This is a genomic window from Ekhidna lutea (genome assembly GCF_900188325.1).
GTDB lineage: Bacteria > Bacteroidota > Bacteroidia > Cytophagales > Cyclobacteriaceae > Ekhidna > Ekhidna lutea.
Genome location: NZ_FZPD01000002.1, coordinates 365,370 through 380,781, shown reverse-complemented (window position 1 = coordinate 380,781; position 15,412 = coordinate 365,370). Strand labels below are relative to the sequence as shown.

The following is a 15,412-nucleotide window of genomic DNA, read 5'->3' as shown; positions in this document are numbered from 1 at the left end:
AAAATCAACAGTTGAGTAATTGTTTTTTAAGTATTCAATGCTTTGACGGTCTATTTGAAGAAAAATCAGAAATTATGAAAAAACTAGGCTTGACAATGTTATTTACTAGTGTTATTGCAGTAGCTGCTATAGCGCAAAATCCTTGTGAGTTGATTGTAAAGGTGAAAAACATTAAAGAGATTAAGGGTTCTTTGAAGATTGCAATTTACGATCACGAAGCTCATTTTCTTTCTAAGGAAATCATGAGTGATGGAAAGAGTATTGAAGAAAATGAAATGAAGTTCACTTTTAAAGGGCTTGGAAAAGGAATTTATGCTATATCCATATATCAGGATGAGAATGATAATGGTAAGCTGGACGCAAATTTTATGGGGATTCCGTCTGAGCCTTATGCTTTTTCTAACAACGCAAAAGGGATGTTTGGTCCTCCAAGTTTTGAAGACTGTCAGTTTGAGGTCATAGGGGGTACTCAGGAAATTATAATATCACTATGAGCAATTGGCGTCAGTATTGTAGGAATAACTGGAAGAGGCATCTGATAGGTGCCCTTCTAATTTTTCCTTTTGGTGGAGCGATGAATATGGTTGTCTTTTGTGACAATTGCCTACAGGAACCATTTTTATTCTCTTATAATTTCTGGCTTAGTTTCTCCTACAGTGGACTCGCATGGATTTTATTCTGGAAGGGTAGTGAGCTGTTGGTTGATTTCTGGGATTTGCATATTCCCTGGGTTGTTTCACCCATAAAGCGGTTTTTAGCAAGTGTCATCTCCATTATAATTTTTGTATTTATAGCCGTTTGGGCTTTAGATTTATTTTTTGACCTAATCGTTCTTGGAAAGACATGGACTGAAACCATTAAGTCTAGCGGAGCTCCCTATTGGAATACTTTATGGATTACATTAGGAATTAATGTTTTCATGCATGGTCGAGGATTCCTCATTGCCTGGCGCCAGGCGGCAATTGATAATGAAAAATTGAAAACAGAGCAGATTTCATCACAGTTCAATAGCCTAAAAAACCAGGTTAACCCTCATTTTTTGTTTAATGCGATGAATGCATTAAGCGAATTGGTCTATCAAGATCAGGATAAGGCGGTAGAATTCATTCGTAAACTATCATCTGTATACAGATATGTATTGGATAGTAAAGATGAGGAAGTCATTCCAGTACAGGATGAAATGAAGTTTGTTACCAACTTCGTTTTCTTGCAGAAGATCAGATTTGGAGAGAATCTAAAAGTGGAAATAGGCGCATTAGAAGGTGATTTCTTTGTTCCTCCATTGGCTATTCAAATACTGGTGGAAAATGCCATTAAGCATAATGTGGTTAGTGAGAAAGATCCTTTAACTGTTAAAGTTCAATTCAAAGAAGATACTTGCTCCATTTGGAATAGTCTGAAGGAAAAGAAGGTGAAGGACTCCACCGGTATTGGACTTGAAAATCTGAAAGCTAGATACAAATACTTGACGGACAGAGAGGTAATAGTCACCAAAACATCTAAATTTTTTGAAGTAAAACTTCCACTATTAAAAGTTAAGAAATGAGATACATCATCATAGAAGATGAACAGCTAGCAGCTAACAGGTTGCGGTCTCTTGTAGAAAAACTGAAGCCCGAGTATGAATTTGTGACCAAGTTTGACTCTGTCGAATCGGCTTCTATTTCCTTACCCGCACTTTCATATGACCTGTTATTTATGGATATCCAGTTAGCTGATGGTCTTTCATTTGATATTTTTGATCAGATTGATATTAAGAAACCAATCATTTTCACCACGGCATACGACGAATTTGCCCTTAAGGCTTTTAAAACCAACAGCGTAGACTATCTGTTGAAGCCGATTTCTGAAGAAGAGCTGGGTAATGCAATAAATAAGTATGAAACCAATTTCGATAAGCCTAAACCCAAAACCATAGGTGGAGATTTAGATAGCTTAATGAAAGCATTGCAACCAAGTGGAAAAGAAAGGTTTGTGGTTAAGGTTGGTGAGCATCTAAAGACGGTAGAATCAAAAAACGTTCAGTTGGTTTACAGCCAGGACAAAGGCACATATTTGTTTACAGATGCCGGAAAACGATTTTTGGTTGATTATACACTTGATAAAGTTGAAGATCTGCTTAATCCGTCTCATTTTTTTAGAATATCCAGGAAATTCATTATAAACATCAATTTTATAAAAGATATAATCGCATTTACGAACTCTAGATTGGAAATCGTGGTTGATCACTTTGATGAAGATCAAATAATTGTCGCCAGAGAGCGAGTAGGGGATTTTAAGGACTGGCTGGACAGGTAAAAAAGGTCATTGGTCAAAAACTTTAAGTATTTAAGCTACTTCTTCTTTATTTTTACAGAATTAGTAATTCAAATTCAATTTATGTCAGTAGCAGCTATGAGCCGGAAGGTTGTTAGGTTTAAAAATAATTTACACGAAGAATTTAATAAGACGCTGAATCAGCGAGTGAATCAGTATTTTAAATCATCGAAGAATGGCAGGTATGCAAATTGGGAGATGATCACCAAAACAATTTTCATGTTTGCTTTGTATTTTGTCCCTTATTTCATGTTCTTGTTAGGGATTGTAGAGAGTATATGGATTTTCTACCTTATGGCATTTCTAATGGGTCTTGGAAAGGCTGGGATCGGTCTTTCCGTAATGCATGATGCCAATCATGGAGCCTACTCTAGAAAGAAATGGGTAAATAACCTTGTTGGTTACTCACTAAATTTAGTAGGTGCAAATGCTACCAACTGGAAGATTCAACACAATGTAAAACACCATACATATACCAATGTATCGGGAATGGATGAGGATATTTCTCCAAAGGGAGGAATTCTTCGATTTGATCCAAACTCACCGGTAAAGCCTCACCACAAATGGCAGCATATTTATGCATGGTTCCTTTATGGATTGATGACCATGAGTTGGATAGTGGTGAAAGATTTTAGCCAACTGGCTGAGTACACCAAAGATGGAATGTTGAAAAAGCAAACAAAGAGTGTTACCAAAGCCTGGATTTGGTTGATTCTGACTAAAGTATTCTACTATTCATATATCCTGGCATTACCGATTCTATTTACTTCATTGCCATGGTATCATATTTTGCTTGGCTTTATCTTGATGCATTATGTAGCAGGCTTTAGCCTTGCGTGTATATTCCAACCGGCACACGTGATGGAAGATCATTCTTTCGAGAGTGTTGAGCACACAGATACTGTTGAGGAAAATTGGGCTGTACATCAGCTAAAAACAACTTGTAATTTTGCTCAGAAGAATAAGGTATTATCATGGTTTGCTGGTGGCTTAAACTATCAGATAGAGCACCATTTGTTTCCAAATATCTGCCATGTGCATTATCGCAAGATTTCAAAAATTGTAAAAGCAACCGCAGAGGAATACAATATTCCATATAGATCCTATCCGACCTTCATGTCTGCATTGGTATCTCACGGAAAAATGCTGCATTCATTAGGTAGATAAACCGACATGGAAAGCTTGATGAAAGAAATTAGGAGTTGCACGGTGTGTAGCTCCTTTTTTGTTCATAAGCCCAGACCGGTAGTTGCAGCATCTGAATCTGCCAAGCTTCTAATAATAGGTCAAGCACCCGGACGAAAGGTTCATGAATCAGGAGTGCCCTGGGATGATGCCAGCGGAAGAAACCTACGCGCATGGCTGGGGATTGATGAGGAAGTCTTTTATGATGAATCTAAGGTCGCATTGGTTCCTATGGGATTTTGCTACCCGGGATCAGGTGAGTCCGGTGACCTTCCACCTCGCGCTGAGTGCGCACCGCTTTGGCACGATCGACTCCTTATGAAGTGTAAAAACGTAAAAATAACGTTATTGATTGGTCAATACGCTCAGAAATACTATCTGGGATCAGCTATGAAGGAAAATCTGACAAAAACGGTTTTTGCTTATAGGGAATACCTTCCTAAGTATATTCCCTTACCTCATCCTTCACCCAGAAATAGGATTTGGATGAAGAAAAACGAATGGTTTGAGAAAGACTTAATTCCAAACATTAGAACTCACCTTCGTAATTTTTTTGGTAGTTAAAATACCAGAAAAATGGTATTGATATTAAGTGCAATAGCGGTGATCTTAGCATTATCACATTTGAATCACACGATTATGAACACTGCTATACAAAACACACAATCTTTTTCCTCTAAGAAACTGAAGGAAACGCTCCTGGAACTTGCAGAATCTAACTTAAGATCTGCTGAAAGTAAGGATTTAATTTCTGTCAGAGGGATAGAAAAAGTAAAGAGTCGACTATCGTGCTAGAGCAGAGCTAGCCTTTAACAAAAAGAGCTTATGAATTTCATAAGCTCTTTTTGTTTTAAATAGTAATTGTTTTTTGTTAACCTGGAAAGCCATCACTTTCGATAATCTCTTTAATTTGATCTGTATGCCTTTGTGTATGGCCTGACATAAACAAAATTCCCTGGTAGCTATCTATTAAGCCAAACGGGAATTGCATATAGTGATTTCTAAGGTCTTCTTCTGAAGTCTTTAAAAACTTCATATTGCTTTTTCTTCTTTCCTTAAACGCCTTGACCGTTTCATCGTATCCCCCAAAGCTATTGGTTGGTTCGAACTCTTTTCTCGTTTGAACTTTTTGCTCGCGACTAGTAATAAGACTCAGAATTTGTTGGTCATCCATGGCTACTTCAGATCTTTTTGATGGATCCGCATCTTCTTTAAGACTCACATGAACCATTCCTATAATGTTTTTTTCAGATATAGCAATGTGCTCCATACACTCCGCAATGGACCAGGATGTTTCGTCAGCTTTATAGTTGAGCTGAGCATCATTTAAGCCTTTCACAGTCGACAGTAGTTCACTTTGTGTTTCTTTTAAGTGATCAAGGGCCTTTTTTCGTTCTTCGCTGTTGATAGTAGTCTGGGCCATAGATAGCGATAATACCATCAAACAAAGTGAGTTAAGCATAAATCTTTTCATTGTACTTATAGTTTTAATGTTTACTGATAAGACGAAAAAAGGCTGTCCATATGGACAGCCTATAATTTATTTTTTTTGGCTTACCAGATAGCCAATCGAAAAGTTAGAATAGCTGTCAAAAATATAAGAGTAGGTGGACGGTAAGTAAAGAGCATTGTATATCACTCTTCCAGCTTTAAACTTTTCGTTATATGTGGGATATTCATCGGGATTACTCATGACGTGATATCTTCGATTGGTATTACTCACTTCAGCTTTTGAGAATTCATAAACAATGCCACCTAACATAAAACATAAGTTTCTGTTTTCTTCAGGCACTTTTAAAAGGGCATTTCTTACTTCTCTGAAAACTGTGGTATCTTGAACGTCATCCAGAAAATACTTTGACCCATAAATTTCTATCGTGGACGTATCTGCATCATTTACCCATGATATTTTGGTTTTACCCGAGCCTATATCCACCAAAAATGACTCATCTACAAATTCCCTCGGTATTGTTGCTATCATCGCATATTTAGCTTCTTCCTCTGGTGAGACCGTTTTCAGGGGGATACCAACATTGCTAATTGCTTCAATGAGATTAATATTGTTGTTTTCTACAACACTGGAGCTGGCTACAAGAAATATTTTACTTTCATCTACTCCAAGTCCGATAATCTCTTCCTTAAATCGCATAATGTTGCCAATGATTTCATTGGAAGTGTCTGCACCATAAATGATGTTACTCCTTCCAAATTTTTGACCTTTTAAGATCCACCTTCCTTTTCTGTCAATATCAATAATGAAATAATTCAGTCCCAATGACCCGAGCTCAATAACTGCATTTAATTCTCCATTGATTGGTGATTGCGGTTGGTAATCAAATGTCTTTGGAGTTTCTACAAGCTCAATTGGCTTGTTTGTAGTCGGTTTGCTCTCCTGGTTTTTGGTTTCGCATGCAGTGACAATTATTAATGCAAAAATCGAGACCTTAAGCGTTAGTTTCATGTTTTATTGAATTATGCTAGCTCCCGTAAATCTACAGGAACGACTTTAGAAACACCTTGTTCTTGCATTGTAACTCCATAAATAACATCGGTGCTTGCCATTGTTCTTTTATTATGGGTAACAATTATGAATTGAGACTCTTTGGAAAACTTGCGGATTATCTCATTGAACTTATCAATGTTAGCATCATCAAGTGGTGCATCAACCTCATCGAATATACAGAATGGGGCAGGTTTGAGTAAGTAAATCGAGAACAGGAGAGAGGTAGCGGTCAGCGTTTTCTCGCCTCCCGAAAGCTGATTAATCGTAAGCGGACGCTTGCCTTTTGGTTTAGCAATAATATCGATAGAACTTTCCAGTGGTTGATCCGGAGTGGTAAGGATTAAATCACAGTCATCCTCTTCTGTAAACAACGTCCTGAAAACCTTTATGAAGTTGTCTTTAATATGCTGAAACGCTTCCATAAACGTTTCTTTTGCAACTTCATCGATTTCACTAATTGTAGTTAACAGCGATTCTTTGGCATTGATCAAATCCTCCTTTTGATCTGTAATAAAAGTGTGTCGTTCCTTTATTTCTTCGAATGCTTCCATCGCCATTGGGTTAATCGGCCCCATGTTATCTAGGCGATTTCGCAGTTTGTCTACTTTGGTTCTAAGCTCCTCTTCGGTGAATTTTTTGTAGTCGGAAACTTCTTCTTCTTTGATCTTTTCCAGGTCAATATTAAACTCAACCGACAGTCGGTCTTTAACTGAATTAAGACCCATTTTAGCGTCATTAAGCTTATTTTGCCATTCCATTAGGGCATGGTCTATTCCTTCTCTTTTACGTTGAGTTTCTCGAAGGTTCTTTTCTTCATCATCAATTAAACCCCTAGCTTCATAATATTCTTTTTCAGCTTCATTAACCCCTGACTCAAGCGATTCTTTTTCCTCATACATTGAGATCAATTCATCATCGCTGGCGATACTTTTCTTAACCAATTCGTTCAAATTAGAAGTGGCATCACCTAATTCGTCGTTATTTTTTTCAATTCGTTGAAGTGAATTATTGTATGATTCTTCTTTGTAAGTTATCTCTTGAAGTATGCTGTTTAGCTTGTTTTGCTTTTGGTGGAAGATGACATTTTCTTCATTGTAAGCTGCGGACTTTAGATCTAAAGCTTCTTGTAATGTCAGTGCCTCTTCTTTTTTTACTTCTACTTTTTGTGCCAGCTCATTAAGCTCTAAGATCTCCTTTTCTGCTTGAGGTTTAAGCTCCTTCAGCGCTTTCTCTAATTCAACGATCTGCTGCTGGATATCTTCTCTGCGGTTTTTATTTGAAGAAAGCAATTCAAGAAATTGGTCTTGTTTTGTTTGTACTGACACTTCAACTTCTTTGATTCGTGCCAACTCCTCTTTCACCTCATCGAGCTGATTCGCTTTAGAAGAAAGTCGTAGTTCTTCAAGCTTTGTCTGTAATCCGGCTATTTCGTTCTCAAATGCGGCTTGTTTCTTTTTAAGATCTTTAATTTCTTTATCAAGCTTCTCCAGATTTTTAGCTCGTCCAATTCTTTTTCCTTCAAAAAGGCCTATTGAGCCACCAGACATGCTATATCTTCTAAAGGTTACTTTCCCCTCCTTGTCAAGAACCACGATGTTAGAATCATCTGATTTTTCTGGCCTTGGAGTTATGAACACATTCCAAAGCAAGTGCTTGATTAGGTTTTCATACCGGGAATCGTAATCGATAAGTTCCAGAGCAGGTTTGCTTCCTGCTGGTGCCTCTACAAAATCCGACTTGTATGATAAGAGGTTTTCCAGGATAAAGAAGTTAGCCTTACCTCTTGTTGATTCACTTAGAAGATTCACCGCTTTTAGCGCATCATCCTGAGTATCTACGATGTAATAATTCATGAAGGGCTCCAGGAAGTTTTCGATCGTAATCCTGTATTCTTCAGGACATGTCAGTATATCAGAGAGGAGAGGGGCATCCTTCCATTTTGGATTTTTTTTCAAAAACTTAATAGCCTCAGGAAAGCCTTCAAGGTTATCGACAAGTGATTTGGTTAGACTATATTCATTTTGTTTTGCATCAAGCGATCGATTGACCTGAGTGAGTTCTGTACGAACTTTTTCAATGCCTTCTTCCGTTTGTGCAATTTGATCCTTTAGATGTTCTTCGCTGTTCTTTAGCTGATCATATCTTCCTTGCTTCTCCTCTTTTTCTTTTCCTATTTCCTCAAGTCTGCCTTTAAATTCTTCAATATTGGCACTTTTCTCGCTTGAATCTTCGCTTGTTTTGTCAAGCTCATTCATCATAGAGCGAAGTTGAATGTCCTTGATTTCTATCTCCTTACTTAACTGAAATTGGTGATCTTTCTTCTCTGAGTAATATTGATTTAGGGAGTTTAAGTTTTCCTGACCTTCGGTTGTGAGATTTTTTTGAGCTTCATAGTCACTCTTAAGTTTTTCAACTTTAGTAAGAATTTCATTTACTTCTTTTTCGGCCTCTTTAGCTTCAATTCTGAGGCCTTCTAATGAAACTGCAGCCCTTTCACTGCTTTGTTTATCCTGACTTATTTGTTCTTTAAGTGTTTCAATTTTGTCATGTAGAAATTTCTGACGCTCATTTTTTATCTTCTTGTCACTCTCATATTGTCGGATCTTGCTAACATGTTCATTTAGCGTTTTTTGCCTCGACGAAAGCAGTTTCTCTTTATTTATGAGGTCTGATTTTGCTTTTTCAATAGCTGCTTCCTTTTCATTTACAAGTGCATTAAGGGCTAATCTTTTATCGTTTTCCTCCTGTATTTGCTGCTGAATGGTATCAAAATGCTCCTGCTGGTTGCCCATAGCTTTCTTAGCTAGTGCAATACTAGAGTGCTTATATTCATCCTTCAGCTCGTAATACTTTTTTGCCTGAGTAGCCTGTCGTTCTAAGGATTTTAGATTTTTTTCAATCTCAAACAACAGGTCTTCAACTCGTTCAAGGTCAGCATCGGTATCACTAAGTTTTCTTAAGGTTTCCTTCTTGCGGATTTTAAACTTGGATATTCCTGCGGCTTCCTCGAAAAGGGCCCTACGGGAATTGTCTTTATCATTGAGGATATCATCCACCATTTTCAACTCGATAATTGCATAGCTGTTAGATGCAATGCCCGTATCTAAAAATAAGTTTGTGATGTCCTTAAGCCGGCATGTAATGCCATTGAGAAGATATTCACTTTCGCCAGAGCGATAATACCTTCTTGTAATTGTGACCTGGGCATACTCGGTGGGTATCAGGTTCTTGGTATTGTTGAATGTGAGCGAAACTTCAGCTAGTTGAGTGGGTTTACGTGCCTTAGTACCATTGAAAATCACATTCTCCATCTTATCGGAACGAAGTACCCTTGATTTTTGCTCTCCAAGCACCCATCTGATCGAATCAACAACGTTGGACTTACCACAACCATTTGGTCCTACAATTCCTGTTATACCCTCGTCAAAGTTGATAACCACACGGTCAGCAAAACTTTTAAAACCTTTTATTTCTAGCTTTGTTAATTGCATTAAATCGTTATTCGATCACTACTAGTGAAGCGGACAAAAATAGAAGATTCAAAAGCAATACGGGGAATGGGAACCCAAATTGTTTTGTTGATTTATCCACCATTTTTCCCCACTTTACGTGTAAATAGTTAAAGATGCTCTTTTCATGTAATTATTTGAAAGTTTGATCGAATGAATGAGGGGTATTTCAATAGTTCGTTGCATTATTGTAACATCGGTGAAGCAATTGTGCTAATCACTTAACTTTTTGATAAAAGTCATTTATTTTTAATTGACGTTGATAGTAAGAAACTAAATATGGATAAACCTACCATTCTGTACGTGGATGATGATCAGTTCAATATCACACTCTTTGAATTTAACTTCAAGAATGAATTTGAGATTCTTAATGCTACGTCTGGTTCTGAAGCGCTACAGTTGATCCAAAATCATGATGAGATTGCAGCAATTGTAAGTGACGTACGGATGCCGGAAATGGATGGTATTGAGTTTATTACTAAAGTAAAGGAATCGAAGAATAACTTACCTTGCTTCCTACTGACAGGATATGGAGGCGCACAGGAAGTCGTAGATGCAATCGATCAAAACTTAATTGTTGGGTACTTTAGCAAACCTTTCGACAAAGAAAATATTATTACTACGCTTAAGTCAACGATCAACGATTAGATAATCGTTGATTTGTGATCTTATCTCTAACTTAGCTTCATGGATGATTTTAGTTTTTGGTGGTACATCATTGCAGCTGTAATTTATTTTTTGACCAGAGGTAAAAAGAAGCAGCAGCCAAATAGTCGTCCAGGGTCTGAAAACAGCCCGCCTCCCAGTCAACCAAAATCATTTGAAGACCTCCTAAAGGAAATAACTGAGGGCCGCTCAGAGCCTGAGACTCCTACATATGAACAGGAGCCAGTTGAAATTGAACCCGTAAAAGAGCGTGAGAAGCAAGATGACAGACTAGAAGGTGAACGAAGAGCATTTGCTGACGATGAGAGCAAACGTGTCTATGAAGAATCTATTAAGATGGCAGAAGGGGCTGATTTGAAGTTCGAACCTGCTGATCAGTTTAAAAAAGGTAGTTTGTTTAAGGGCAGTATCGATGAAGAAGATGAGTGGACAATAGCCGATGAAATCAAAGACGGACTAAATTCTTCTGAAGCCAAGAAGGCTGTTATCTACAGCGAGATATTAAATAGAAAGTATTAATCTTTGTTAAGATTAAAGGCATTTGTAAGTAGCTCTTCCATTCGATGCTTTGTGCTTTCACCAGAATCACAAAAACTACTCACTGTAGGACTCCCAAATTCATGAATTACCTGCCTGCATGCACCACATGGTGGTGTAGGAGTTGAAGTTGGAGTATATACTACTACCTTATCAAGCTCAATTTTTCCTTCAGATGCAATGGCATTCGCAATTGCATTTCTTTCTGCGCAAACTGTTAGTCCAAAAGAGGCATTTTCGATATTACAACCCGTATATACATTGCCAGACTTTAAAAGGATGGCACACCCTACCTTAAAGTTGCTGTAAGGTGCGTAAGCATTTTGGGAAGCATTTTTTGCCTTTTCTTTGAGTTGGTTTTCCGACATTTTTCAATGTTAATGAAATCCTAAATTAATTACTTATCTATTAAAGAAAAGTCAAAGTTTGTACTTTGCGTGAATAATAAATTTGATGCTATGAAATACCTAAGTCTATTGATCGTCGCTATTGCTTTTGGTTGTGCCACACCGGCAACAAATCCGGTAGTTATTACAGCTGATGATGAAGCAACATTACGAAATTTTAAAACAGTGTTATGGCCTCAGGCATACAATGAACAGGATACCGCACTTCTAAATCAATTATTGCATGACAAGTTTCAAATGATGGATGACAATGGGGATAGTTTCACTAAGGATGACGAGCTTGAGTACATCAGCAATTATGCACCAACTCATGATGAGTTTGAATATAATATAACCAGGCTTGATTTATTTGACAATGGAACCGCTGTTATAGCAGGAACTGGAACCATGAAAGGAGTAGATGGTAATGAAGCTTATATCACTACATATAAATCGAGTAACATCTTGGTGAAGGTGCAAGGACAGTGGAAGGCAATCAATAGCCATGTTAGTGGTGTTAAGGAAGAAAAATTTCCAATGGCAGGAAGTGAGGATTAAATAAAAAACCTTGGCCCGAGAAGATCAAGGCCAAGGATCCAAAAAAGCGATGTTTAGGTGAAAACCTGAAACAAATCTACCGTTAATGATGTGACAATTGCTTGAAAGTACCCACTCAATGAATGAAGGTGGTGATTTTGATGATGAATGGTTGGTTTGATTGAACGAAGTGAGTTAAAAGTTGTTCAGAGCTTCGAGTAATTGGTCTTTTTTACTTTTTGAAATTTCTAACTCTACATTGTTTTTTAAGACAGCAAGACAAGATTTTCCCCTCTTAATTTTTGAGATCTGATTTAGATTGACAATACATGATCGATGGATTCTAAAAAAACCCAACTTTTTTAATTGGTCTTCATAAGTTCCCAGTGGTTTTGATGCGATTTGACAATCGTTATTCGCGAGATGAAAAATACTATAATTTTTATCTGACTCGACATATAAGATATCTGAAAGATCAATGATATTCACACCCTCTTGTGTATGAATGGTTAATCTGCTTTGTGCCTTGTCTGCCTTAGTTGACTTATGAGTCTGCTTAAGGTTGAAATATCTATTAATTGCATTTTTCAATTCTGATTTGTCTATTGGCTTTAGCAAATAATCTATAGCATCTAGCCGTAGAGCACTTATTGCATGTTCCTTATGGGCAGTAGTGAAAATCACTTTCACGTCCATTTCTTTAATTTTTTCCTGAAGATCTAAGCCAGATCCATTGGGCATGCTGATATCCAAAAAAATCAAATCGATTGATTTTTCGATGATAATTTTGAATGCATTGACTATATTATTTGCAGTACCTAAAATCTCTACTTCAGGACAATGTTTCTCTAAAGTAAGTTGCAGTGTCTTTAATGCTCTAGGTTCATCATCAACTAGTAAAGCTTTAATCATTTTGAGGTTAATTTAGGTGTTTTGGAAATGCTATTTCGACCGTTGTGCCAACGTTCAATTTACTGCTGATTCTGATTCTTGGAGTAAACCCGTTTATTTTACCAACTAATTGTAATCTTTCAGAAACTAAATTGCTTCCTTTTGAATCATGATTTGTTGCCGAAACCCCATTATTCTCAAATCCAATACCATTATCTGAAATATTGATATTAATAATTTCGTCAATTACAGTAATCATCAAATGAATTTTACCTTGTCCTTCTTTTGGTGAAAGCCCATGCCAAATGGCATTTTCAATAAATGGTTGAATAATCATCGAAGGTATTTTCATCGACTTTTGGTCTAATTCATCGCTCACATTAATTTCAAAGTCAAATCCAACTTCAAATCTCAATTTTTCAAGGTCAATATATAACTGTAGCATTTCCAACTCATCAGACAAAGGAACAGTCAGGCTTTCTGAATGATCAAGAACTTTGCGCATGAGCTTACCATACTTGATCAAATAGTCGTCAGTGTTCTCAAAATCACCCTCCAGTACAAATGATTGAATGGAATTCAGTGCATTAAACACAAAATGAGGATTAATTTGAGCTTTTAGGGCTTTTATTTCGGCACTTATTTTAGCTTTTTCTAAATCCTTTCTTGACGTTTTTGATTTATAATATCGTCGTATTGCCAAAAAAATGATAGTTAAAAGAGTTAGGAGTAAGGCTGTTTGGAACGATAGTTTCTGCCAAAAAAGAGGAATGACCTCAAATTCATACTTAATAGGAGGGGACCAACGACTATTTTTTGTTTTTGCTCTTACGTAGAAGGTGTACTCATTGGGTCGAAGAGTTGAGAAATTAACTTTATTTATATCTGAATTGATCCAATGATTATTTGATATTGAATCCTTATTTGTGAGAAGCTGGTATTGGTATGAAAGACTTGATTGATTTTTATAGTTTAACGCTTTGAACTCTACTTGTAATGAACCTGAACCATAGTCAAATTTATTTGTCAAACTCCTTTCATCGTCGTATATGCCAGAAATGAAAAAGTGAAAATCATTTCGTTCTTTTAAATTTATAGAATCCGGAAAGGCTAGTAACCCTGCATTTGTCCCAATGTATATTTGACCATTAAACCATTCAATGGCATTAATTTTTTCGTGTGTTAACCCATTTAATTTATCAAGAATAAGAATTTCTGGGTTTGATTCCTGAAAATTAACTTTCATAATGCCCTTTGGAGAGACTAACCATAAAGTGGAGTCTACTATTAGTATTTTATTGATTGAATTTGAGATAAGCCCATGATCTGTTGAAAGACTTAAAGGACTCTCACCACCAATTCTGATCAAACCTTTGCCTCCAGTTGCCAACCACAACCGGTTCTTTTTATCAACTTCCATTTGGTTGACTCGTACAAAGCTCAAATCTGATTTGAGAAAAGGAATAATTGAATCATTTTCAAAATACAGTAGGCCATTGTGAGTGGCTAATAGTAGAGTATCTCTGTATTTATCAATATCAAGGATATAGGAGAAAATTTCTTTTTTGACTGTATTTTTTAGATCATCTGAAAACTCGAGGTATGAATTTCTGCTGCCTAAAATACTTCTTGCATCTGTGTGATATATGCTAATTGCATTGTAACTAATATTCTCTCCGTCAACATAGATTCCGTCATCACGCCCAACCCAAAGCCTGTTTATTGAATCTTTAGAAATAAAGAATAACCAGTTTTTTTTGGCGAATTGTTGAATTGTTGATTCTTGCCCTTCTTTATTGATTTGTGTGATTCTATTTTTTTCATGAGCCACATATAGATGGTTGTTGATTCTGTTAAGGGCAGTAACAAAAGTGTAATCTGATATTTCCTTAATATTATTCTCCGGGGCAAAATACACACCTTTTTCAAGAGATGTAATCCAGGTGTTATTCTGGTTATCAAAATACATTGATGCCGGGGATTTGAAATTTGTATGCTCTCTGAAGTGCAATGAATCACTTTGAAGATGTGCACCGAATGATCCATTTCTTGAAAAAACAACAGGCGATTTTTTATAGCTTCCTATGCTAAGAATCCGATTCCTTATTGGCAATGGATTTCGCCTAAGTTCCCATTTCTTGGTGTCAAATGTTAAAATTGCGTTATTTAGGTGACCTCTATCGATGGAGTATACAATATTTTCAAAACAGGTAGGGTAGGTGAAGTAATTGATCCTTAGGCCCTTTTTTCTAAAGTCAAACACTTTTGAAGTGACTAGACTTTTTATACTTGATTGACCAAAAAGTAAAATCTGATCGTTACAGGCACATATGCTATATGGGAAACTTTTAATCAGGTCTACTGTTTGAACATCGCCCCCCTCTAGAATTTTAATTTTTGAATCATGAGCAGCAAAATAGATTTTGTCATTAAACTCAACGATGCTGGTAATTCTTCCATTAAAATCAAGGTCTTTCAACCATTCAGTATTAGTTGAAGAGAATATCTTATTCTTATGCAGAAATCCGATTTTACCATTCAGCGTATAGAACCAAATTCTTGATTTGGAATCTTTAAAAAAATTCAAAATTTCGGTATCCGGAAGCCCATCTGCCAGAGAAAAATTGATAAATTCGTACCCGTCAAATCTGCTCAGACCGGCATCAGTACCAAACCACATAAATCCTGTACTGTCCTGCTGTACGCAATACACCATGTTTGAAGGCAGCCCATCATCAATGGTGTAATTGACCTTACTAGTTAGTTGCGCATAACCTTGAATGACTGGCAACCACAAAAATATTATAAGGTATTTTTTAATAATTGAAAGCATTTCAGAGCATAAAAAAACCCTCAGGCAATTTAGCGTGAGGGTTTCGTAT

Annotated in this window: 14 protein-coding genes; 8 read left to right on the top strand and 6 right to left on the bottom strand. The window is 36.7% G+C overall.

Going from position 1 to position 15,412, the window contains the following annotated elements:
* The first annotated feature begins 74 nt into the window (after nucleotides 1–74).
* From CHB71_RS05510 to CHB71_RS05490, 5 genes are all read left to right on the top strand, one after another.
* The gene (locus CHB71_RS05510) at nucleotides 75–494 is read left to right on the top strand and encodes a DUF2141 domain-containing protein (protein WP_221406680.1); all 420 of its coding nucleotides are present in this window, start codon (nucleotides 75–77) and stop codon (nucleotides 492–494) included.
* Nucleotides 491–1,546, top strand: coding sequence for a sensor histidine kinase (locus CHB71_RS05505; RefSeq protein ID WP_089355901.1), 1,056 nt, complete (start codon nucleotides 491–493; stop codon nucleotides 1,544–1,546). The genes CHB71_RS05510 and CHB71_RS05505 overlap by 4 nt, the downstream gene beginning before the upstream one ends.
* Entirely contained in the window at nucleotides 1,543–2,298 is a 756-nt protein-coding gene (locus tag CHB71_RS05500) for a LytR/AlgR family response regulator transcription factor (protein ID WP_089355900.1), read from the top strand. The genes CHB71_RS05505 and CHB71_RS05500 overlap by 4 nt, the downstream gene beginning before the upstream one ends.
* Nucleotides 2,299–2,379: 81 nt before the next feature.
* Nucleotides 2,380–3,483, top strand: a complete 1,104-nt coding sequence (locus CHB71_RS05495; protein ID WP_245811219.1) for a fatty acid desaturase family protein — start codon at nucleotides 2,380–2,382, stop codon at nucleotides 3,481–3,483.
* 6 nt (nucleotides 3,484–3,489) lie between these two features.
* Nucleotides 3,490–4,065, top strand: a complete 576-nt coding sequence (locus CHB71_RS05490) for a uracil-DNA glycosylase family protein (RefSeq protein ID WP_089355899.1) — start codon at nucleotides 3,490–3,492, stop codon at nucleotides 4,063–4,065.
* A gap of 307 nt (nucleotides 4,066–4,372) precedes the next feature.
* Here CHB71_RS05490 and CHB71_RS05485 read toward each other — a convergent pair whose 3' ends face one another.
* The 3 genes from CHB71_RS05485 to smc all read right to left on the bottom strand — a co-directional run bounded on the left by CHB71_RS05485 (nucleotide 4,373) and on the right by smc (nucleotide 9,495).
* Nucleotides 4,373–4,975, bottom strand: coding sequence for a DinB family protein (locus CHB71_RS05485; RefSeq protein WP_221406679.1), 603 nt, complete (start codon nucleotides 4,973–4,975; stop codon nucleotides 4,373–4,375).
* A gap of 66 nt (nucleotides 4,976–5,041) precedes the next feature.
* A complete protein-coding gene (locus tag CHB71_RS05480; RefSeq protein ID WP_089355898.1) occupies nucleotides 5,042–5,962 on the bottom strand; it encodes a hypothetical protein in 921 nt (306 codons plus the stop codon).
* Between the two features lie 11 nt (nucleotides 5,963–5,973).
* On the bottom strand, nucleotides 5,974–9,495 hold the full coding sequence (gene smc / locus CHB71_RS05475; protein WP_089355897.1) for a chromosome segregation protein SMC: 3,522 nt from the start codon (nucleotides 9,493–9,495) through the stop codon (nucleotides 5,974–5,976).
* A gap of 297 nt (nucleotides 9,496–9,792) precedes the next feature.
* Here smc and CHB71_RS05470 point away from each other — a divergent pair, with 297 nt between their 5' ends.
* Nucleotides 9,793–10,161: a response regulator gene (locus CHB71_RS05470; protein WP_089355896.1), complete on the top strand. Its 369-nt coding sequence runs from the start codon at nucleotides 9,793–9,795 to the stop codon at nucleotides 10,159–10,161.
* Nucleotides 10,162–10,200: 39 nt separating this feature from the next.
* Nucleotides 10,201–10,698: a hypothetical protein gene (locus CHB71_RS05465; protein WP_089355895.1), complete on the top strand. Its 498-nt coding sequence runs from the start codon at nucleotides 10,201–10,203 to the stop codon at nucleotides 10,696–10,698.
* Here CHB71_RS05465 and CHB71_RS05460 read toward each other — a convergent pair.
* Nucleotides 10,695–11,084, bottom strand: coding sequence for a cytidine deaminase (locus CHB71_RS05460; RefSeq protein WP_089355894.1), 390 nt, complete (start codon nucleotides 11,082–11,084; stop codon nucleotides 10,695–10,697). The genes CHB71_RS05465 and CHB71_RS05460 overlap by 4 nt on opposite strands.
* 90 nt (nucleotides 11,085–11,174) lie before the next feature.
* On the opposite strand from CHB71_RS05460, the gene CHB71_RS05455 reads away from it, so the two are divergent.
* Entirely contained in the window at nucleotides 11,175–11,660 is a 486-nt protein-coding gene (locus tag CHB71_RS05455) for a nuclear transport factor 2 family protein (protein WP_089355893.1), read from the top strand.
* Between the two features lie 174 nt (nucleotides 11,661–11,834).
* Here the strand turns inward: CHB71_RS05455 and CHB71_RS05450 are convergent, their stop codons facing one another.
* Both CHB71_RS05450 and CHB71_RS05445 read right to left on the bottom strand, forming a co-directional pair.
* Nucleotides 11,835–12,551: a LytR/AlgR family response regulator transcription factor gene (locus CHB71_RS05450; RefSeq protein ID WP_089355892.1), complete on the bottom strand. Its 717-nt coding sequence runs from the start codon at nucleotides 12,549–12,551 to the stop codon at nucleotides 11,835–11,837.
* 7 nt (nucleotides 12,552–12,558) lie between these two features.
* On the bottom strand, nucleotides 12,559–15,321 hold the full coding sequence (locus CHB71_RS05445; RefSeq protein WP_179213316.1) for a sensor histidine kinase: 2,763 nt from the start codon (nucleotides 15,319–15,321) through the stop codon (nucleotides 12,559–12,561).
* Nucleotides 15,322–15,412 lie beyond the last annotated feature (91 nt).

What these genes read in the sequence shown, in the direction of transcription:
- CHB71_RS05510 (WP_221406680.1), top strand. Translation starts at nt 75, where the DNA reads ATGAAAAAACTAGGCTTGACAATGTTATTTACTAGTGTTATTGCAGTA.
- CHB71_RS05505 (WP_089355901.1), top strand. Translation starts at nt 491, where the DNA reads ATGAGCAATTGGCGTCAGTATTGTAGGAATAACTGGAAGAGGCATCTG.
- CHB71_RS05500 (WP_089355900.1), top strand. Translation starts at nt 1,543, where the DNA reads ATGAGATACATCATCATAGAAGATGAACAGCTAGCAGCTAACAGGTTG.
- CHB71_RS05495 (WP_245811219.1), top strand. Translation starts at nt 2,380, where the DNA reads ATGTCAGTAGCAGCTATGAGCCGGAAGGTTGTTAGGTTTAAAAATAAT.
- CHB71_RS05490 (WP_089355899.1), top strand. Translation starts at nt 3,490, where the DNA reads ATGGAAAGCTTGATGAAAGAAATTAGGAGTTGCACGGTGTGTAGCTCC.
- CHB71_RS05485 (WP_221406679.1), bottom strand. Translation starts at nt 4,975, where the DNA reads ATGAAAAGATTTATGCTTAACTCACTTTGTTTGATGGTATTATCGCTA.
- CHB71_RS05480 (WP_089355898.1), bottom strand. Translation starts at nt 5,962, where the DNA reads ATGAAACTAACGCTTAAGGTCTCGATTTTTGCATTAATAATTGTCACT.
- smc (WP_089355897.1), bottom strand. Translation starts at nt 9,495, where the DNA reads ATGCAATTAACAAAGCTAGAAATAAAAGGTTTTAAAAGTTTTGCTGAC.
- CHB71_RS05470 (WP_089355896.1), top strand. Translation starts at nt 9,793, where the DNA reads ATGGATAAACCTACCATTCTGTACGTGGATGATGATCAGTTCAATATC.
- CHB71_RS05465 (WP_089355895.1), top strand. Translation starts at nt 10,201, where the DNA reads ATGGATGATTTTAGTTTTTGGTGGTACATCATTGCAGCTGTAATTTAT.
- CHB71_RS05460 (WP_089355894.1), bottom strand. Translation starts at nt 11,084, where the DNA reads ATGTCGGAAAACCAACTCAAAGAAAAGGCAAAAAATGCTTCCCAAAAT.
- CHB71_RS05455 (WP_089355893.1), top strand. Translation starts at nt 11,175, where the DNA reads ATGAAATACCTAAGTCTATTGATCGTCGCTATTGCTTTTGGTTGTGCC.
- CHB71_RS05450 (WP_089355892.1), bottom strand. Translation starts at nt 12,551, where the DNA reads ATGATTAAAGCTTTACTAGTTGATGATGAACCTAGAGCATTAAAGACA.